The 17254-nt window shown below is 69.5% G+C and carries 18 protein-coding genes, 1 tRNA gene and 1 pseudogene; 5 read left to right on the forward strand and 15 right to left on the reverse strand.

The window, feature by feature from the left end:
- Nucleotides 1-42 precede the first annotated feature (42 nt).
- Nucleotides 43-573: an MOSC domain-containing protein gene (locus OGH68_RS19910; RefSeq protein ID WP_264250182.1), complete on the reverse strand. Its 531-nt coding sequence runs from the start codon at nucleotides 571-573 to the stop codon at nucleotides 43-45.
- 119 nt (nucleotides 574-692) lie between these two features.
- Here OGH68_RS19910 and OGH68_RS19915 point away from each other — a divergent pair, with 119 nt between their 5' ends.
- Both OGH68_RS19915 and OGH68_RS19920 read left to right on the forward strand, forming a co-directional pair.
- Entirely contained in the window at nucleotides 693-1373 is a 681-nt protein-coding gene (locus tag OGH68_RS19915) for a TetR/AcrR family transcriptional regulator (protein ID WP_264245848.1), read from the forward strand.
- A gap of 172 nt (nucleotides 1374-1545) precedes the next feature.
- Nucleotides 1546-1992, forward strand: a complete 447-nt coding sequence (locus OGH68_RS19920; protein WP_264245850.1) for a hypothetical protein — start codon at nucleotides 1546-1548, stop codon at nucleotides 1990-1992.
- Between the two features lie 371 nt (nucleotides 1993-2363).
- Here the strand turns inward: OGH68_RS19920 and OGH68_RS19925 are convergent, their stop codons facing one another.
- On the reverse strand, nucleotides 2364-2534 hold the full coding sequence (locus OGH68_RS19925; RefSeq protein ID WP_264245852.1) for a hypothetical protein: 171 nt from the start codon (nucleotides 2532-2534) through the stop codon (nucleotides 2364-2366).
- Nucleotides 2535-2571: 37 nt separating this feature from the next.
- On the reverse strand, nucleotides 2572-2904 hold the full coding sequence (locus tag OGH68_RS19930; RefSeq protein ID WP_264245854.1) for a PRC-barrel domain containing protein: 333 nt from the start codon (nucleotides 2902-2904) through the stop codon (nucleotides 2572-2574).
- 161 nt (nucleotides 2905-3065) lie between these two features.
- On the opposite strand from OGH68_RS19930, the gene OGH68_RS19935 reads away from it, so the two are divergent.
- Nucleotides 3066-3899 (forward strand): YihY/virulence factor BrkB family protein, encoded by an 834-nt coding sequence (locus OGH68_RS19935; RefSeq protein WP_264245855.1) that lies wholly within the window; start codon nucleotides 3066-3068, stop codon nucleotides 3897-3899.
- Nucleotides 3900-4049: 150 nt separating this feature from the next.
- Here the strand turns inward: OGH68_RS19935 and OGH68_RS19940 are convergent, their stop codons facing one another.
- The 7 genes and pseudogenes from OGH68_RS19940 to OGH68_RS19975 all read right to left on the reverse strand — a co-directional run bounded on the left by OGH68_RS19940 (nucleotide 4050) and on the right by OGH68_RS19975 (nucleotide 8664).
- Nucleotides 4050-4319 carry a hypothetical protein gene (locus OGH68_RS19940; protein ID WP_264245856.1) on the reverse strand — a complete coding sequence of 90 codons (270 nt, stop codon included), beginning with the start codon at nucleotides 4317-4319 and terminating at the stop codon, nucleotides 4050-4052.
- A gap of 11 nt (nucleotides 4320-4330) precedes the next feature.
- Nucleotides 4331-5035, reverse strand: a complete 705-nt coding sequence (locus OGH68_RS19945) for a DUF5994 family protein (RefSeq protein ID WP_264245857.1) — start codon at nucleotides 5033-5035, stop codon at nucleotides 4331-4333.
- 39 nt (nucleotides 5036-5074) lie between these two features.
- Nucleotides 5075-5422 (reverse strand): hypothetical protein, encoded by a 348-nt coding sequence (locus OGH68_RS19950; protein ID WP_264245860.1) that lies wholly within the window; start codon nucleotides 5420-5422, stop codon nucleotides 5075-5077.
- Nucleotides 5423-5935: 513 nt separating this feature from the next.
- Nucleotides 5936-6610, reverse strand: a complete 675-nt coding sequence (locus OGH68_RS19955) for a DUF5994 family protein (protein ID WP_413471008.1) — start codon at nucleotides 6608-6610, stop codon at nucleotides 5936-5938.
- Between the two features lie 344 nt (nucleotides 6611-6954).
- Nucleotides 6955-7192 (reverse strand): annotated as a pseudogene (locus OGH68_RS19960) (Asp23/Gls24 family envelope stress response protein); the annotation flags it as partial.
- Nucleotides 7193-8046: 854 nt separating this feature from the next.
- Nucleotides 8047-8319 (reverse strand): hypothetical protein, encoded by a 273-nt coding sequence (locus tag OGH68_RS19970; RefSeq protein WP_264245862.1) that lies wholly within the window; start codon nucleotides 8317-8319, stop codon nucleotides 8047-8049.
- Nucleotides 8320-8403: 84 nt separating this feature from the next.
- Nucleotides 8404-8664: a hypothetical protein gene (locus OGH68_RS19975; RefSeq protein WP_264245863.1), complete on the reverse strand. Its 261-nt coding sequence runs from the start codon at nucleotides 8662-8664 to the stop codon at nucleotides 8404-8406.
- Between the two features lie 472 nt (nucleotides 8665-9136).
- On the opposite strand from OGH68_RS19975, the gene OGH68_RS19980 reads away from it, so the two are divergent.
- Nucleotides 9137-9667 (forward strand): DUF5994 family protein, encoded by a 531-nt coding sequence (locus tag OGH68_RS19980; RefSeq protein WP_264245864.1) that lies wholly within the window; start codon nucleotides 9137-9139, stop codon nucleotides 9665-9667.
- Between the two features lie 131 nt (nucleotides 9668-9798).
- On the opposite strand, the gene OGH68_RS19985 is transcribed toward OGH68_RS19980, so the two are convergent.
- The 4 genes from OGH68_RS19985 to mptB all read right to left on the reverse strand — a co-directional run bounded on the left by OGH68_RS19985 (nucleotide 9799) and on the right by mptB (nucleotide 13755).
- Nucleotides 9799-9872: transfer RNA gene (locus OGH68_RS19985), tRNA-Pro, on the reverse strand.
- Nucleotides 9873-10003: 131 nt separating this feature from the next.
- Nucleotides 10004-10942: a metallophosphoesterase gene (locus OGH68_RS19990; protein WP_264245866.1), complete on the reverse strand. Its 939-nt coding sequence runs from the start codon at nucleotides 10940-10942 to the stop codon at nucleotides 10004-10006.
- Between the two features lie 21 nt (nucleotides 10943-10963).
- Complete coding sequence (locus OGH68_RS19995; RefSeq protein ID WP_264245868.1) at nucleotides 10964-12199, reverse strand: glycosyltransferase 87 family protein; 1236 nt, start codon at nucleotides 12197-12199, stop codon at nucleotides 10964-10966.
- Nucleotides 12196-13755, reverse strand: a complete 1560-nt coding sequence (gene mptB, locus OGH68_RS20000; RefSeq protein WP_264250184.1) for a polyprenol phosphomannose-dependent alpha 1,6 mannosyltransferase MptB — start codon at nucleotides 13753-13755, stop codon at nucleotides 12196-12198. The genes OGH68_RS19995 and mptB overlap by 4 nt, the downstream gene beginning before the upstream one ends.
- Before the next feature lie 488 nt (nucleotides 13756-14243).
- Here mptB and OGH68_RS20005 point away from each other — a divergent pair, with 488 nt between their 5' ends.
- On the forward strand, nucleotides 14244-14708 hold the full coding sequence (locus OGH68_RS20005) for a GatB/YqeY domain-containing protein (protein WP_264245870.1): 465 nt from the start codon (nucleotides 14244-14246) through the stop codon (nucleotides 14706-14708).
- Between the two features lie 70 nt (nucleotides 14709-14778).
- On the opposite strand, the gene OGH68_RS20010 is transcribed toward OGH68_RS20005, so the two are convergent.
- Nucleotides 14779-17007, reverse strand: a complete 2229-nt coding sequence (locus OGH68_RS20010) for a transglycosylase domain-containing protein (RefSeq protein WP_264245872.1) — start codon at nucleotides 17005-17007, stop codon at nucleotides 14779-14781.
- Nucleotides 17008-17254 lie beyond the last annotated feature (247 nt).

Raw genomic sequence — 17254 nt, forward strand, 5'->3', positions numbered from 1 at the left:
GTCCGGGGGCTCGGCGCGGACGTGTGGGCACCTCGGGAACGGTCAGACCCTGTCGAGCGGCCGGTGCGGCTCGTCCGGCAGACGCACCGTGATCATGTCGCCGGGCCGTACGGCGCCACCCTCGACGACGACGCTCATGATGCCGGCCTTGCGTACGACGTTCCCGGCCTCGTCCCGGCCGACGACCTGCTTCAGCAGCCCGGCCCGGAACTCCTCGATCTGCAGACAGGGATTGCGCAGGCCCGTGACCTCCACAACCGCCTCGTCGCCGATGTGCAGCCGTGTCCCGACGGGCAGACCCAGCAGGTCGATGCCGCGGGTCGTGATGTTCTCCCCGAGGTTGCCGGCCTGCACGTCGAAACCTTCCCGGGCGACCTCTGCGAAGAGCTCCTCGTGCATCAGATGCACCTGACGCAGATTCGGCTGCGTCGGGTCCTGGGCCACCCGCGAACGGTGCTTGACCGTGACACCCGCGTGCACGTCCCCTTCCACGCCGAGCCCGGCGAGCAGCGTGATGCGCTCGCGGTTGCCCTTGGTGAACGAGTACTCCCCATTGCTGCTGACCGCCGTCACTGTCCCGCTCACCGCGGAACCCCCCTTCTCGTCGGCAGCGATGCCCTATGACCTCAGGGCCTCTCATGGGAAAGGCCGGATCTGGTCCTTCCCGCCACGAGGCGGGCTAACATACATACATGCATGTACGTAATGAGTCGAAGCCGGACCGGCCGTCCGGACGAGGGTCGGCCGGCCCGTCCCGCTCCAGCCAGGCCGACCGCAGAGCTCGCACCCGCGCCGCACTGCTGGAGTCCGCCGCACGGGGCCTGTCCCGGTACGGCTACGGCAACCTCAGACTGGAGCAGGTGGCCGGCGAGGCCGGATACACCCGCGGCGCCCTGTACCACCAGTTCAAGGACAAGCAGGACCTGACCCTGGCCGCCCTCGAGTGGATCCTCGACACCTGGGAGCGCGAGGTGGGGCGCCTCGTCGACCAGGAGTCAGAGCCTGTTGCGGCGCTGAGGGCCATGGCGCGGGGGCACGCCGTTTTCTGCCGACGTGACGTCGCCCGCATGGCGATCGCCCTGCGGCTGGAGTTCGCGGGGCAGGACCACCCCGTCGGGAACGCCGTGGAGAGCAGCTACGAAGAACTCGTCACGCTCTGCGCCCGGCTCATCGATGCGGGCCGCGCGACGCGATCGATCCCGCCCGGGCCACCCGCCCGCACCATGGCGCTGGCCTTCGTCGGCGCCCTCGAAGGAACCGTCGTGGCCCTGGTGGGCCAGGCCCCGCACGGCGAGGTCCTCGCCGAACGGGCCGCCGTAGGCGTGCTCGGTCTCACCCCCGAGGCCCCCGGCCGGGCAGAGGGCCAACGATGAGCACCCCGAAGCCCGCCCGTACGACACCTGGTCCATGCATCAGCGCGACGGGCTGAAGCTTCGCGCCCGAGGAGCCAGTGAGATGCGGATGTCACCCGGAACCAACCGCCCCGGCCGTCGAGAGGAAGCCACCGTGAAAGCAAGCGCCTTGACCGTCCGTCAACAGCACGACATGCCTGAGGCGATCCGCGCTCTCAGCCCGATCACCGACCCCGACTACGTCGACCTCTTCACCCTCACCACGGACGATGCCGCACGCAGGTCACCGGAGCAGTGGGCCCGGGCGGCCTTGGAAGACGTCGCGGGCCTGAAGGGGCAAGTGATCTGGCGGGTGCTTCTCGGCCTGCGCCTGCAGCGCCGGTCGTCACCGGGCCACGTGGCCGGATGGAGGGTCGCCGACCGCGGTGACCGATGGATCAGCCTCGAGGCCCGGTCCTGGATGCTGACCGGCAACCTCGTCCTGCACGTCGACGACGGGCAGGTGTCCTTGGCCACCTTCATCCGCTACGACCGGCCGACGGCGGCAAAAATCTGGCCACCACTGTCCGCCGTGCACCGCCGACTGGCGCCCGACCTGCTGCGCGACGCACACAGGGTCCAGCGACCCGGCCTGCACTGACGCACCGGTCCCTTGACCGGTGCGGGGGCATCGGCTTACCCGGGCGCCCGCTGGTTGAGAGCGTCGCTGGGAGCCGCATCCCGGATTCGGTTCCTGAAACGAGCCCGCACAACACGGGTCAGGCCCGGTGCTGATCTCTCAGCACCGGGCCTGACGTGGTTTTCAGCTGTCGGGGTGGCGGGATTTGAACCCACGACCTCTTCGTCCCGAATGAGGATCGGGAGCGATCGGCACCTGTCCATTTGTCATTGCCACAGGTCAGGGCGTTGGGTTGGGTGGGTCTCGGGTGGTGCTGGGAGGACTCGGGAAGCGGGTCGGCTCCCAAATGGCTCCCAGCGGCTGGGCTTCCACGGAGTACAGGGTGTCGTTCGTTACCGGAGGGGGCGGCGACCGCTGCGCTGGGACCAGCGCACGGCGATGAGGCCCAGCGCAGCCACAAAGACCACGATGCCGATGATCAACAAGTAACCCAACCCTTCTGCGGCCACTCCGATGATTCCCAGCACGACGGCAGCCAGAACGAGAAACAGCAAGAGGGCCATGACGTGTGCGCCTCCTTGGGTGGCCGAGCGCGGGAGATCAGTGGCGCGCGAGTTGCCGCTCGCCGCCTGCGCCCGTCTGGTGGGGCATGTCGTAGTGCTGGAAGATCGCTTCCTCTGACACGGCGGGCAGGATGTCGTCCAGGCCGACCGGGGGGTAGGAGACCTTGACGTAGCCTGACCCGAGGATCGCCTCGTCGAGGGCTACGAACGCCAGGTGGTGGCGGGTGGGGAGTCCGGTGCGGACCGTGGCCATGGCCGGTTCGTCGGTGGTGGTGTCGACGTAGACCGCTTCGAGTACGCCGATCTTGTGGCCCTTCGGGTCGTCGACACTGCGGTTGCGCCACTCGCGGATATCGGCTGCACGGATCATGGCCTGCCTCCTGAGCCGTCGATCCGGGCCGGTGCGAGCCGTCCCCTTGCGGAAAGCCGCCGCCCGCTGAGCCCGGTAGCCGTTTGTTCTTCCAGGTTATCCGGGAATCTCTGCGTCGCGTCCTCGCGCGGTGACGGTATCGACCGTGGTAGTCGACAGGCATGCCGATGAAGCCTTCCGATGCCGCGGACCGTTCGTCTTGGTTCGGGCGTTTTCGCCGCGTGATCAGCCGTTCGCCAGTCGGGCGCGGATGGCGGCGGAGCAGGGATATTGAGCTGTGGTCGCGTTCGCTGGGCTTTGCGGCGCTGGGGTTGCTCACGCTGGTGCCACTCCTGATCATCGTCTCCTCCGCCGATCCCGAGCACGGGCGGGGGTTCGCGCAGTGGCTGGGGGAAGGGCTTGGTGTGTCTACGGCCTCCAGGCAGCAGGTCGAGCAGCTGTTCATCCGGCCCGGCCAGGCCCTGCGGACCACGACCGCGTTCGGTATCGCCGCTCTCGCCGTGTTCGGCCTGGCCTTCGGGGCGGCGGTGCAGACCGGCTACGAGAAGGTCTGGGACCTGTCGCCGGCCCGCTGGTGGGCCAGGTGGCGGCATGTGGTGTGGCTCGGCATCCTCACCGGATACCTCTTCATCTCCGCCACCACCACGCTGCGCCGCGAACCCCTGGCAGGTGGGGCCGTGGCCTCGCTGAGCGCCGCGCTGTTCCTCTGGTGGTCCCAGCACCTGCTGCTCGGCGGGAGGATCCGCTGGCGTGCCCTGTTGCCCGGCGCCGTGGCCACGGTCATAGGGCTGCTCGGCCTGAGGGTCTTCTCCAGGCTCGTCTTCTCGCCGTTGATCGCATCCAACGCCTTCACCTACGGACCTGTCGGAACCGTGCTCGTCATCCAGTCCTGGCTGGTCGGTGTGGGTGTCGTCGTCTTCGGCGGGGCACTGGTCGGCCGACTGCTCTACGAGGAACTCCCACGCATGGCACACGCACTGAAACGGAGCAGGTGAGATGGGGCCCGGCAACTGGTCAGATGCCTTGGATACTGGGTCCCGGCCGTTGCTCGCGCGGTCCATGGCCCGGTTGCAGGTGCACGGGCGCGTGTTGGTACGAGTCGAGTCGATGGTCCGTACGCGAGGCCGCTGATGGAAACTGGCTGGTCATCTGTGGTGAGTGGTACGGCGGCGGCGCGGCGGGAAGCGGCCGCGGCCACCGTCGCGGTGGTCCCGCCCCTCGCCGGTGGTCGACGACTCGGACCGGTCCGGTCCCACCGGGGGCTGTGGCATGCCGCGGCCGCGGCGGCCGGGCAGGGGGGCGCTGTACCGGTGCACGGCGATTCTGTCGGCGTGCTGGATGTTGAGCCGATGGATCACGTATGCCGCCGCTGCGATGAGAACCACGAAGGCGGCGGCTGTCAGGAAGACGTTCATGGCGGCCACCCTCACATCCCGACGATCAGCCGGCTGGCCCGGCCGGACGGACCGGTCTGCTCCGGAACGGCCGCGGACACCGCGGAGGCGCCGCCCTCGTACTCCCATGACTCGTCCGGGCCCAGTGGCTCGTCGGTCGCGGAGACGCCGTGCCGGGCCTCGTCCGCGGCAATGAGCGCGCTCGCGGTCAGTGGCGGGCCGTCGCAGTCGGACGCGGCAGCCAACAGCCTGGCCGCCGACTCCGCCCCGGTCTCGGGCGGGATGACCAGCAGGTCCCAGCGGCTGGTGCCGTAGGAGAGCAGCAGCAGCTTGTGCGGGTCGATTTCCGGGGTGAACCAGCCGACCTTGACGATGTGGCCGTCCACGGGAACCTTGCGGGGGATGACCGGCCAGTACACCGGGTTGACGGCGATGCGGGTGATGCGGCCCCCCAAGGGGTCCAACACGTCGGTGAGTGCCGGCAGTTCGCTCAGCAGATCCCGGGAGCGGGGCCACCAGGCACCGTCCAGGAGTCCGCGGGAGGTGCCGTCGGTCTTCAAAGCGAGACGCGCGGCCGGGGCTGCGACGGACTCGTGGTGCGGCGGGGATGGGCGCAAGGTCGCCGACATCATGCGGACCCGTCTCCGGGCCGTCTCTGCGGCGGCCCGGGATTCATCTTTCGCCGAGAACGACCCGGCGTGGAAGCCGGTGTGCGAAATGCCCTCGGTAATGTCCATATTACTCCGCGCTCCGCCGCAGCGCGGAGTAGTGGCCGCCTAGATGTGGAGCAGTCGCTGGGTGATCTCCCGGTACTGCCTCAGCGCGTGCCGGAGTTCGTCGGACTGCGTTCCGGGATCCCGGTCCTGCCAGCCGGCGCGCAGGACACGCCGCCGCTCCGCGAGGGCGTTCAGGAGCTGGGCGGTGGCTTCGTCGTAGGCGCTCTCGGCCTCTTCCAGCGCTTCGCGCGGAGTGTCGGCGAAGGTGTTGAGGGCGTGCCGGAGGCGCAGGACGATCTCGTCACTTTCGGCCGACGGGAGCAGCGGCTCCGGGCCCAGGGGACGGCGCTCGGCAGGGCCCTGGGTCTGGCCCGCGGGCTGCTGGGCGCGTGTCTGGTCGTACATCATCGGGTCCGCTTCTGTCCCGCCCGAAGGCGCTCTTGGTCTTCTCGACGGCCTGTTCCAGGCTTCCGGAGACCGGTCGATCCTCCCCCGGCGCTGCGGTCACCTGTTGCGGGTGACCCGGCCGAGCTCTCCCGCGACCCTGCCGTTCATCGTCTGCGCCTTGTTCCTGATGGCCCGTGAAACGGTCATGGCCGGCCTCGCTGTTGTCCGGCAGGTGAGTTCCCGCGGGGTCTGGGCGAGGCGGGAAGGCGGAATGCTTCGCCGTGTGTTCCGGAGTGGCATGGCCCTGCACCGTGCTGCCAGTCAACGTCCGGCAACGGTCGGTGTCAACGCGGTGGCCACGCGATCCGGCCCGCCTCGTCTCGGAACGTGCGGGAGTACGGGGGAGGAGAAGCGAGGGCTCGTCGTGTGCAGGTGTCCGAACCGGCCCCGTCCTCGCGACTCCCATCACACGGATGCTCTTCTTCAATCCGACCGAGGAAGCCGCGAACCGCTCATGGCGGCCGCGGCAAGTGGTCACGTCTGATCCGGCCCACCACGGACTGCCCGGCGAATCAGCAGGGCACCGACGGCCAGGGCGGCGACGACGACCGTCACATCCCCACCACCAGTCGGCCGGGCCGGCCGGTGGTGGTTTCGTACGACGAGGAAGTTACGCCGGCCTGTTCCGCCGTCACGAGGGCGGTCGCGGTCATCGGCGGGCAGGGTCCGCGCGCGGCGGCCATCAGCCGGGCGGCCGAGGGGGGCGCCGATCTCCGGGGGTATCACCAGGAGGTCACAGCGGCCCGCCGTACAGGACAGCAGCACGATCTTGTGCGGATCCTGCTCCGACGTGAACCAACCGACCTGCACCACATGGTCGTTGGCGAAGATCTTACGCGGGAGGATCGGCCAGTGGCGGGGGTTGACGGTGATATGGGTGATCCGTCCCCTCAGCGGAACGAGCACGTCCGCCAAGGCAAGGAGTTCGTGTGTCAGGTCACGTGAACGGGGCCACCAGGCGCCGTCCAGTTCGGCGTGCCCTGGTGAAGGGCTCTCGGGTTTCAGGGCGAGGCGCGCGGTCGGGGCTCCGAAGGAACGGCCCGTAGCGGGGGATGAGAGGTGGTCGCTGACATCGCGCGAACCCGTCTCCGGACCTGTGCGCGCGGGCAGCCGCCCGGTGTCGTTGCTCACCAGGAACGAAACCGGCATCTGAGCCGGTGTGCGAAGCGCTCCCGATGAATTCACGCTACTCCCCGAAGAAGCCGAACGGACCGCTCCTGGACGCCGGTTCACTTCCGTCGGCGGTCGTCCTCCGAGGAGCGGCTGGTCTCACCGCCGCTGGTTGCCGTGCTCGCGGGTGTGGAAGAGGGCGCCGAGTTCCCCGTCACCGTCAGCGAACCGTCCGGCGGCGAACCCGATGGCACCCGGTCTGCCACCAGCAAGGACGCGCCGAGCCGCCGAAGTATCCGGCGAAGCCAGCGTCATCCCGGTGAACAGGCAACCGCGGCCGTACTCATCGCGCGCTCCTTGCTCGCTTCGGCTCCGGCAAGCGGTTACTCGAGCCGCCGCTCTGGTTGTTCCTCGTCCTCGTCGAGCAATGCCGCCGACCGCGGTGTTGACCTCGACAACTTCCAGACCGGTCATCCGATCGATGGCAGCGATCACGTTCTCTCTGACGTCGCCCGCGACTTCGATGATGGTGACGCCGTCGACCGCGGTCTGTACCTCGCCGACCTCAACCTTCACCCCGCTGGTGGGAGACTTCCCGCCGACACCGGGCATACGCTCTCGGGATCATCGGGCGAGCGCGGCGGGAAGAGTGCGGGGGTGCCGCACGGAAACGATCCGGGGCTGCGTGGCCGTACAACGATCGCCGACGGTGCGGTGGCGAAGATCGCCGGGATCGCGGCCCGGGATGTGCCGGACGTCCACGATGGGCGGTGGGTTCGCCCGTGGCATGGGGGCGATGCGTATCCGTCATCTTCGGTCACCGCTTTCCGACGCAACAGGCAGCCTGTCGTCCCCCTTCCTTCACGCCAACGGCGAGTGCCCGAAGTCGCTCAGGCACGTGGCATGTGAGCGATGTCGGGCATTGCACCAGGAGACGGTGGTGGTACCCGACGGAGAAGGGCAGGCCTGATGGCCGGTCGGACCGCCCTACCGGACGCGGGGCCTGCGGCTGCGCCCCATCCGCGTTCTGAGGAAGCAAGATCGGCGATGAGCACCATCACCCCGATGATCAGCAGGTAGAGCGTGCCCCTGGCGAGCGCACCGATGACGCCGAGCGCAACCGCCACGATGAGCAGCAGAAGAAGCAGCACCACGTCAGCCTCCCGGCATCAGCGGGCCAGTCGCTGTCCGCCGTCCACGTAGACGGCGTGCTCATCTCTCGGCCCTTCGGGTCAACGACGTCGCAGCTGCGTCACTCGCGGAGATCGGCCGAGTGGATCACACGTTCTCCCTGTGGCATGTGCCGGTGACGCAACGGCCCCGGCGTATACACACCGGGGCCGCCCTTCCGGGTCGTTGCACGTGAGAGTGCACCGGCCCACTCGCCAGGGTATGCCCGGGACGCCATTTCAGTCATATGGGAGGACAAGGCCGTCATGTGACCGGCCGGAGCCCTGAGGACGGCCTGTGCCGTATCAGTCACTGTCCTTTTCCTCGGTCTCCATGAGCTGGATCCCCTTGTGCGTCAGTGTCACCATCGCGGGTGAGTTCCCTCGCGCCCAGTCGACCTGAATCAGTCCCTCGGCCGCCAAGTACGTGCAGGCGGCGGCCAGGTCCTCCTCGGGCATGGCTAGGTCCTCGCGCAGCTGCGCCCCGGTGAGGCCGAGGAGGCGATTGCCTTCGACGGCCTCGTACAGGGTCTTCATGATCGCCTCGCGGTAACGCTGCCGCTCGTGCAGTGTCGCCATGGTCGCCTGCCTCTCGTGCCGTCACCCGACGGAAACCCGTACGTCCGGGGCGGTACCCTCCTTCCCCCGCTGAGGGCCATCTCCTCAGATTTCGTCCGGTTGTTTGTGATCGTCCCGGGAGGACTGGCTGGTCACCAGCCAGGAGCGCACCGGCTCCGCCATGCACGTGGTGTCCACGGTGAGGTGGAGACGCGTTCCGCCGTCAGCGCCTGCGGGGTAGCTGCGCGCTTCGGTGGCGGCGAAACAACGGCGGAGAATCTCCGCGATATGGCGAGCCGCCTTCGGGTTCGCGGCGACGATACGAACCTCCGCGTGCCCGGCCAACGGCAGTTCCGGTGACTTCATGGTGACCCCCCTTGCTCATTCAGGACGACCTGCATCAGGGGCAACGTGTCGGTGCATGTGACGGCCGTCGCGCATACCCATGCCCGGCACCGTCCAGGAGACCCGGAACCGAGTCGGCCGGGGCCAGGGAACAGCCGGGCCGACGCCGAAGGCAGGCGCTCTTTGACGATCGTAGGTTCGATGGTCGCGGTCATGATGCGGACCTGTCCCCGGGCCTCCTCTTGGAGGCTGCTGTTGTTGCTCGCCGGGAGCGGCACCGACGTGGCGGCCGGCATGCGGAGTGCTCCCGGTCCTTTCACTCTACGCCGCTCCGAGGGCCCGGTACGTGCTCGTGAGCAGGCATTTTATCGAGAGACCACGAGTCCGGCACCGCCGGCGAGCGCAGCCGGTACGGCGGCGCACGACTTACGGTTGGAGGAGGAGGTCCCGCTTTCGGCGGCTACACCGAATCCCGCAGACAGGCAGACGCACCATGACCGAATCCGACATCCCTCGCGCTCCCGGGCTGCTGCCGGACGCGATCCACCAGGCCGCGAAACCCGGGACAGTTCTTCTGCGGCTGGAGACGACACCATCCCGGGAAGGCAATCTCGACGGCGCGTGGTGGCCGCGTTCCCGCGCTATCGGCGCGGAGTTGCCGGACCTCATCCACGTGCTTACCGGGCACATCGGCCCCATCACGCGCGTCGGCCTGGACGCCACCGCATGGGATGAACTTCCCACGCGCCTGGTCATCGACGACCAGGTCGTCCATATCGACTCCTTCCCGGTCGGTGATGACACCGTCCTGATCACGCGGGGCGACCAGGACCACTTTTCCCTTCTCGTGGTCCCGCCGCACGCCGCACCCGATACCGCCCGTGCCGCGATGGCCGGCGCCGTCAAGGCCGGCAACGTCACCCATGCCGCACAGATCCTCATCGACATCGGCACCCATCAGGCACATCCGATCCCTGCGGAGGACCCTCGGACCGGCGAGGAACGCCACGAGGCTGAGGAATGACGTCTGGAAGTCCGGGCGCCCGTCGGGCTGTCTTTGCCAAGCGGGCGCCGTGGCTCCCGAGATGGGGCCGTACAGCAAATCAGGCTCGGTACTGATCTCTCAGTACCGAGCCTGATTTGCTGTTTCAGCTGTCGGGGTGGCGGGATTTGAACCCACGACCTCTTCGTCCCGAACGAAGCGCGCTGCCAAGCTGCGCTACACCCCGATGTCGCCGGTGTCCCGGCGACATCGATTACTTTAGCCCACCCGCGGCCGGAGACGAAATCCGGTTTCTACCGGCCCCGGACCTGACTCCGCAGCGCCCCGGACCCGCCCGCAGTCGCACCAGCGGCGGGTTCAGTCGCGTGGGGTCAGGGTCAGGAGGGTCGCCTCAGGGGGGCAGGCGAAGCGGACCGGGGTGTAGCGGTTCGTGCCGCAGCCCGCGGAGACGTGGAGGTAGGAGACGTTCCCCTCGGCCCGGTGGGTGGAGAGTCCCTTGACCCGGTCCGTGTCCAGGTCGCAGTTGGTGACCAGGGCGCCGTAGAAGGGGATGCACAGCTGGCCGCCGTGGGTGTGGCCGGCGAGGATCAGGGGGTAGCCGTCGGCGGTGAACGCGTCGAGGCTGCGCAGGTAGGGGGCGTGGACGACGGCCAGGGAGAGGTCCGCGTCCTTCTCGGGGCCGCCGAGGACCTTGTCGTACCGGTCACGTTTGATGTGCGGGTCGTCGAGGCCGGTGAACGCGATCTCGTAGCCGTCGAGCTTCAGCCGGCCGCGGGTGTTCGTCAGGTCCAGCCATCCGGCGGAGTCGAAGGCGTCCCGCATGCCTTCCCACGGGTTGTGGACGGCGCCGACGGCCGGGGCGTTGCCGTTGAGGCCGTGGCGGCCCTGCACCTTCTCGAGGAGGTAGCGGGCGGGGTTGCGGAGCTTCGGCCCGTAGTAGTCGTTGGAGCCGAAGACGTAGACACCGGGGAACTCCATCAGCGGGCCCAGGGCGTCCAGGACCTCCGGCACGCCCTCCGGGTCGGAGAGGTTGTCGCCCGTGTTGACGACGACGTCCGGGCGCAGGCCGGCCAGCGACTGGAGCCAGGAACGTTTCTTTCGCTGGCCGCTCACCATGTGGATGTCGGAGACCTGCAGCACACGCAGCGGCCGCATCCCGCGCGGCAGCACCGGCACCGTCACCCGTCGCAGCCGGTACGAACGGGCCTCGATGCCTGCGGCGTAGACGAGGCCGGCGGCTCCGGCCGCCGTGATTCCTGCGGTGATCTTCAGGGGGAGCCCGTAGCGTGCGCGCATGTGTCCATCGTCGCAGACCTGTCAGGAGCGGGAAGTCGGCGGGAGTGCTTCCGCCGGCGCGCTGTGAACCGGCCGGCGGACCGGCAGCGCGAAGAGAAGCCCCAGCGCGATCCAGACGTAGGTGTTGCCGCCGAGGAATCCGTCGAGGCCGGACGAGTCCTTGCTCCACAGCCAGACGATGCTGCTGCACAGGACGACCGGCAGTGCGACCGCCCAGGTCAGCAGCCTGCGGCGGTCCGGCCCCTCGGGCTCGCGGAGCGCGGCGCCGGCGAGCACCACGAGGGCCGGCAGCAGCCAGACCAGGTGGTGCACCCAGGTGACCGGGCTGATCAGGCAGGCGAGGACGCCGGTCAGCGCGAATCCCGCCGCGTGGTCACCGGCCGCGGTCGCCCGGCGGACCCGCACGGCCCATATCGCCAGCAGGACGATGACGCCGGCCGCCCAGATCCCTCGGCTGGGTTCGTACGGCTCCGACAGCCGGGCCAGCAGCCCCTGCCAGGACTGGTTGGAGACGTACGCGAGCTCGCCGACCCTGTCGGTGTCCCACAGCGCCTCTGTCCAGTAGACCCGTGAGGCGTCCGGCGCGATCCAGGCGGCCAGACCCGTGGCGCCGAGCGCGACGGCGGTGGCCGTCGCGGCGGCCCGTGGGCGGCCGGTGAGCAGCAGATGGCCGATGAAGACGGCGGGCGTGAGCTTGATCGCGGCGGCGAGACCGATGCCGACGCCCGCGTACCGGGAAGCCCGGCCCTTGGCCGGCAGCCGGGCGTCCGCGAGGACGAGCGCCAGCAGCAGCAGATTGACCTGCCCGAAGCTGACCGTGTCGCGGACCGGTTCGAGGAGCGCGAAGGCGCATCCGACCAGGGCCAGGGCGTACCAGGGTGTCCAGCCCTGCCGCCGGACGACCGGGCCGGCGGTCCAGCGCAGGATCAGGGCTGCCGCGGCGGCGTTGAACAGCACGCTGAACGCGACGGCACTCTGCCAGTCGATCAGCCGCATCGGCAGCATGCACAGGGCGGCGAACGGCGGATAGGTGAAGCCGTAGTGGCTGCCCGGCACGACGTAGTCGTAGATGGCGCCGCCGCCGGCCCAGTGGTGCACGGTGCCGAAGTAGACACCGAGGTCGAACCAGCCGCGGTGCAGCGGCACCGTCGCGAGGAAGAGCACGACGGCAGTCGCCAGCGCGGCGACCACGAGCGCCCGGCCGCGGGTGGTCGTGGGCCGCCGCCACGTGGCGCCCGTCGTCTCCAGCTGTGTCATGCCGTACTCCCGACCGGGCGGTGTGCGAAGCGATGGGTTGCCCACAGAGCCGCCACCGCGAGCAGTCCGCCGCTGACGGCGAGCGCCAACTGCGTGGTGTCGGGGGCGAATCCGCTGGGCAGTACGGCCAGGGCGAGCAGCCCGCTGGCCGCGGCGACCGTACGGCGCAGCGATCTGCCCGGGCCGGCGGCGGCGATCAGGAACAGTCCCCACAGCGGGTACCAGGGGCGGATCGCCGGTCCGAGCAGCGCCACCGCCGTCAGGCTGAGCCCGAGTGCGTGCACCGGACGCAGCAGGTGATGACGGCGCCAGGCGAGCAGTACGGCGAGGGCGGTCGCGGCGAGTCCGAGCAGATGCCACGCCGGGGTCGCGAGGTGGGCGGCCGCCGTGAGCGGGTCGCCGGCACTGCTCAGCAGGGCGGTGGTCAGTCGGCCGAGAGTGGAGGTCAGGGACCAGTTCTCGGGGGATACGGGTGTGTCGAGCGCCGCCAGCCATCCGTATCCGGTACCCACCACCGCAGTGGTCACCGCGGTGGTGGCGGCACAGACACAGAGGACCCCGAGAACGGCGAACGCGGTGGCCGCCCGGGCCGAGCGGGCCGGTCGTGACTGCCCGCGCCGCAGCAGGGCGGCTGCTCGCAGTAGCCGTATCAGGGGTGTTTGCCGCCCCTGCGGTACGGCGGCTGCTCGCGACGGCCGCGGCGCCGAGCGTGCCTGCCTCGCCCACAACACGACGACGGCGACGAGCCCCAGCGCCGCGGGTGCCTTCACCAAGGCCGCCAGGGTGATCAGCGCGACGGCCGGGACCGGCCTGCGGCCGAGTGCCGCGACGAGGCCCACGCCCAGCAGCCCCAGCATGATCGCGTCGTTGTGCGCGCCGCTGACCAGGTGCAGCAGCACCAGAGGATTGAGCGCGCCGAGCCACAGCGCCACGGACGGGTCCGTGCCGCAGTGCAGGGCCAGCCGGGGCAGGCAGAGCGCCATGGACGCCACGCCGAGCAGCGCCACCAGGCGCATGCCGAGCACTCCGGTGGCGACCTGGTCCGGGGAGAACGAGGTCAGGTCGGGCGAGTGCGCCACCGCCGAGGCCAGGGCCAGGAAGACCGGGCCGTACGGGGCGGGCGTGTCCCGCCACAGGGGCGCGACCTCCGCCGTGAGCGGTCCGCCCAGGTGGGACGGGCCGTGGACGTACACGTCGAGCCGCGCGTCGACCATCGCGCCCTGCGCCAGGTAGCTGTAGACGTCACGGCTGAACAAGGGCGGTGCCACCACGAGCGGCGCCGCCCAGAGCACGAGTGTCATCAGCAGTTCGTGGCGTCCGGGCGGGCAGGCGCCGCGCACCGCTCTGCCCACCAGCGCCCAGGCAGCTATCAGGACGACGAGGCCGAAGTACGCGCCGACGAGCCCGAGCGCGGCGCGTCCGGAGCCCGGGGCGAGCATCTCCCGTACGGGTAGAGCCCCGGCGCTCACGCCCCCTGCCGCCAGGGCCGTCGAGCCGGTGAGTCCGAGCAGTTGGCAGTGGCGGAAGCCGACGGCCCGGCCGAGGACTCGCTCGATTGCCCGGTCGACGGCCCGGCCGGCACTCCGGCCGGCAGTCCCGGCGGCACTCCAGCGGCCAGAACAGCTGGTGGACCGGTCGGCGAAGGGGCGGAGGGATGGCACCCGCGCAGGCTGTCAACAGTGGGTGTACGGCAGGCGTCACCCCGGTCGCCCACGGGGAGCGGTGGTGTGTAGGTGACCTTACGGCGCCGGGCCCGGCCCCGCCTGTCGCCGCCGTGCAGGTGGCCGTCCGGCCCGGCCGCCTCTCCGGCACGTGCCGCACGCCCCGCCTACCGGCCGGCCCACCGGCCACGTGGCTTTGCCGCGCCCCGGCCCGTGTGCCGCGCCCGCGCCCCGGCCGGCCGCCGCGCCCCGCCCCGGCCCCGCCGCCGCGTCCCACCCCGCCCCCGCCGCGGCTGACCCGCCCCGCCCCGCGCGTTCCGCCACGCGGCTCCGCCGCGAAATGCGCGGGCGCGTGTCGCCGCGCACCTGCCACACTTGGCCGCATGACCACGCTCAAGTCCAAGCTGCAGGAAGACCTCACCGCGGCGATCAGGGCGCGCGACGAACTGCGCTCCTCCACGCTCCGGCTCACCCTCGCCGCGATCACCAAGGAGGAGGTCTCGGGCACGAGTGCCCGTGAACTCTCCGACGACGAGGTGCAGAAGGTGATCGCCAAGGAGGCGAAGAAGCGCCGCGAGGCCGCTGACGCGTTCGCCCAGGGCGGTCGCACCGAGCAGGCCGAGCGGGAGAAGGCCGAGGGCGTGATCCTCGACGCCTATCTGCCGCAGCAGCTGACGGACGACGAGCTGCGCCGAATCGTGGCCCAGGCGGTCGAGGAGGCCAGGTCCGCGGGCGCCGAAGGGCCGCGTGCGATGGGCGCCGTCATGAAGATCGTGAGCCCGAAGGTGGCCGGCCGCGCCGAGGGCGGCCGGGTGGCCGCCGTGGTGAAGCAGCTGCTCGCGGGCTGACGCCCGGACGCAGAAGGGGCGCCCCCGGTCCGTCAGGACCGGGGGCGCCCCCTTCTCATGGCCACACCCGCTACGGCCAGTTGCCGCCGTTGGCACCGCCGTTGCCCTGACCGCGGTTGTTGCCGCCGCCGATCAGGTCCGGCGGGATGGAGATGCCGGGCCACGGGTCCTCGTCGCCGGGCTTGTCGTCGCCGGGCTTCTTCTTGTCCTTGTCCTTGTCTTTGTCCTTCGGCGGGTCCGGGATGTGCACGGTGTTGAACGGCGGGGCGGGCTGGCCCACCAGCGCCCCCGACACGGCGTCCTTCCAGATGGGACCCGGGACGCCACCGCCGAAGACCTTCGGGTGGTACTGGCCGCCGATGGTGATGTTCACCATCTCCACCTGCTGGCTGGCGCTGCCCACCCAGACCGCGCCGGACATGTTCGGGGTGTAGCCCACGAACCAGGCGTTCTTCCGGAAGTCGGTCGTACCCGTCTTGCCCGCGTTGTCCCGGCTCTGGAGGCCGGCCTGCCGGCCCGTACCGGAGTCGACCACTCCGCGCAGCAGGGTGTTGATCGTGTCGGCGGTCTTCTCCGACATCGCCCTGGAGCACTCGGTCTGCGGAACCTCCAGGCTCTTGCCGTCCGCAGTCGTGATCGACTCGATCGCCGTCGGCGTGCAGTAGGTACCGCGGTTGGCGAACGTCGCATAGGCGTTGGCCATGTTGAGCGGCGAGACACCGGTGGAGCCGAGAGTGAGTGCCGAGGGCAGTTCGGGCATCTTGTCACCGTTGCCCTGCACCACGCCCAGCTTGCCGGTCATCTCGAGGATCGGGCACATCCCGATCTCGCCGATCATCTGCACGAAGTAGGTGTTGACCGAAAGCGCCATGGCTTCCTTGAGCGGGTACGGTCCGACCTCGGACTCGTTCTCGTTCTCCAGGGTCTGCTTTCCGCCCGGATTGACCCAGGGCTTACCACTGCAGGTCGAGATCGATTCCGGGTACGGCATCTTGTACGGCGACGGGTACACCTGCGTCGCCGGCTTGCCCTGCTCCAGGGCGGCCGCGGCGAGGAACGGCTTGAAGGTCGAGCCGACGGGGAAACCGTAGTTCGAGCCACCCATACCGTGGTTGACCGAGTAGTTGATCTGCGTCTCGTTCTTGCCGAAGCCGTACGGCTTGGACTGGCCCATCGCCACGATCTTGCCGGTCCCGGGCTGGACCAGCGTCACCGCGGTGGCGACCTTGTCGGTCTGGTAGACGTGGTCCTTTATCGACTGCTGCACGGCCTTCTGGGCCTGCGGGTTCAGCGTGGTCTTGATCGTCAGACCGCCCCGGTTCCAGATCTTGAGCCGGTCCTTCCTGGTCTTCCCGAAGACCGGGTCGGCCAGGAACGCCTTGCGCACGTAGTCGCAGAAGAAGCCGGCGCCGTCGACGGCGGTGATGCAGCCGTTCTTGGGCCGGCTGACCTTCAACTCGATCGGAGCGGCCTTGGCCTTGTCCGCCTCGGCCTGCGAGATGTCGCCGACGTCGGCCATGCGCTGCAGCACGATATTGCGGCGCTTGGTCGCCTCCTCCGAGTCGTTGACCGGATCGAAGCGGCTGGGCGACTGGACGACGCCGGCGAGCAGCGCGGCCTCCTCCAGCTTCAGGTCCTTGGCGTGCTTGGAGAAGTAGCGCTGGGACGCGGCCTCGATGCCGTACGCCTGCTGGCCGAAGAACGTGATGTTGAGGTAGTTCTCGAGGATCTTCTTCTTGCCGAGCTCCTCCTCGACCTGGATCGCGTACTTGAGCTCGCGGATCTTGCGGCCGAGGGTCTGCTGGGTGGCCTGGGCGACCTTGTCCGGGTCGTCGCCTGCCTCTTCGACGAAGACGTTCTTCACATACTGCTGGGTGAGCGTGGAGGCGCCCTCCGAGACGCCGCCCGACTGCGCGTTCTTGTTCAGCGCACGCAGCACGCCCTTGAGGTCGATCGCGCCGTGCTCGTAGAAGCGGGCGTCCTCGATCGCGACGATCGCCTTCTGCATGTAGGGCGAGATCTCCTCGAGGGGCACCACGGTGCGGTCACGGGAGTAGACCACGGCGATCTTCCCGCCCTCGGAGTCGAGGATCGTGGTGCGCTGACTCAGCGGCGGGGTCTTGAGGTTGGCGGGGATGGTGTCGAACCCCTCGACGGTCCCCTTGGCCGCGAGTCCCAGCGCTCCCACTGCGGGCAGGGCGATGCCTGCCAGCACGGCTCCGGAGAGCACACTGACACCGAGGAACTTGGCGGCCTGCTGGATCCCGGTCAGACCGCCGCCCGAGCGCTTGTTTGGCATGAGGGCAGCCTACGTTCTCATTTGCCGGACAGGCGTAAAGGCATTGGCCTAAGCTGCTCACAACTGTCACAGCAGTGCGGTTCTGCATCAAGTGCTTGACATGACTTCCGCTGTACCCGAATCCGGCGAAGTTGTGTCCGCGAGCCGTGTCCGAATGCGGCGCATGTGTGCCGATGTGCCCCTTGTAAGTCAACTGAATTACCCGGCTTTGTCGGCTTTCTTCGCTATGTCCCCAGGTCACTCCCCT

Source organism: Streptomyces peucetius (genome assembly GCF_025854275.1).
Classification (GTDB): domain Bacteria; phylum Actinomycetota; class Actinomycetes; order Streptomycetales; family Streptomycetaceae; genus Streptomyces; species Streptomyces peucetius_A.

Coding starts and splice junctions, on each gene's coding strand:
- OGH68_RS19915 (WP_264245848.1), top strand. CDS start 693: ATGCATGTACGTAATGAGTCGAAGCCGGACCGGCCGTCCGGACGAGGG.
- OGH68_RS19920 (WP_264245850.1), top strand. CDS start 1,546: ATGCCTGAGGCGATCCGCGCTCTCAGCCCGATCACCGACCCCGACTAC.
- OGH68_RS19925 (WP_264245852.1), bottom strand. CDS start 2,534: ATGGCCCTCTTGCTGTTTCTCGTTCTGGCTGCCGTCGTGCTGGGAATC.
- OGH68_RS19930 (WP_264245854.1), bottom strand. CDS start 2,904: ATGATCCGTGCAGCCGATATCCGCGAGTGGCGCAACCGCAGTGTCGAC.
- OGH68_RS19935 (WP_264245855.1), top strand. CDS start 3,066: ATGCCGATGAAGCCTTCCGATGCCGCGGACCGTTCGTCTTGGTTCGGG.
- OGH68_RS19940 (WP_264245856.1), bottom strand. CDS start 4,319: ATGAACGTCTTCCTGACAGCCGCCGCCTTCGTGGTTCTCATCGCAGCG.
- OGH68_RS19945 (WP_264245857.1), bottom strand. CDS start 5,035: ATGGACATTACCGAGGGCATTTCGCACACCGGCTTCCACGCCGGGTCG.
- OGH68_RS19950 (WP_264245860.1), bottom strand. CDS start 5,422: ATGATGTACGACCAGACACGCGCCCAGCAGCCCGCGGGCCAGACCCAG.
- OGH68_RS19955 (WP_413471008.1), bottom strand. CDS start 6,610: ATGCCGGTTTCGTTCCTGGTGAGCAACGACACCGGGCGGCTGCCCGCG.
- OGH68_RS19970 (WP_264245862.1), bottom strand. CDS start 8,319: ATGGCGACACTGCACGAGCGGCAGCGTTACCGCGAGGCGATCATGAAG.
- OGH68_RS19975 (WP_264245863.1), bottom strand. CDS start 8,664: ATGAAGTCACCGGAACTGCCGTTGGCCGGGCACGCGGAGGTTCGTATC.
- OGH68_RS19980 (WP_264245864.1), top strand. CDS start 9,137: ATGACCGAATCCGACATCCCTCGCGCTCCCGGGCTGCTGCCGGACGCG.
- OGH68_RS19990 (WP_264245866.1), bottom strand. CDS start 10,942: ATGCGCGCACGCTACGGGCTCCCCCTGAAGATCACCGCAGGAATCACG.
- OGH68_RS19995 (WP_264245868.1), bottom strand. CDS start 12,199: ATGACACAGCTGGAGACGACGGGCGCCACGTGGCGGCGGCCCACGACC.
- OGH68_RS20005 (WP_264245870.1), top strand. CDS start 14,244: ATGACCACGCTCAAGTCCAAGCTGCAGGAAGACCTCACCGCGGCGATC.
- OGH68_RS20010 (WP_264245872.1), bottom strand. CDS start 17,007: ATGCCAAACAAGCGCTCGGGCGGCGGTCTGACCGGGATCCAGCAGGCC.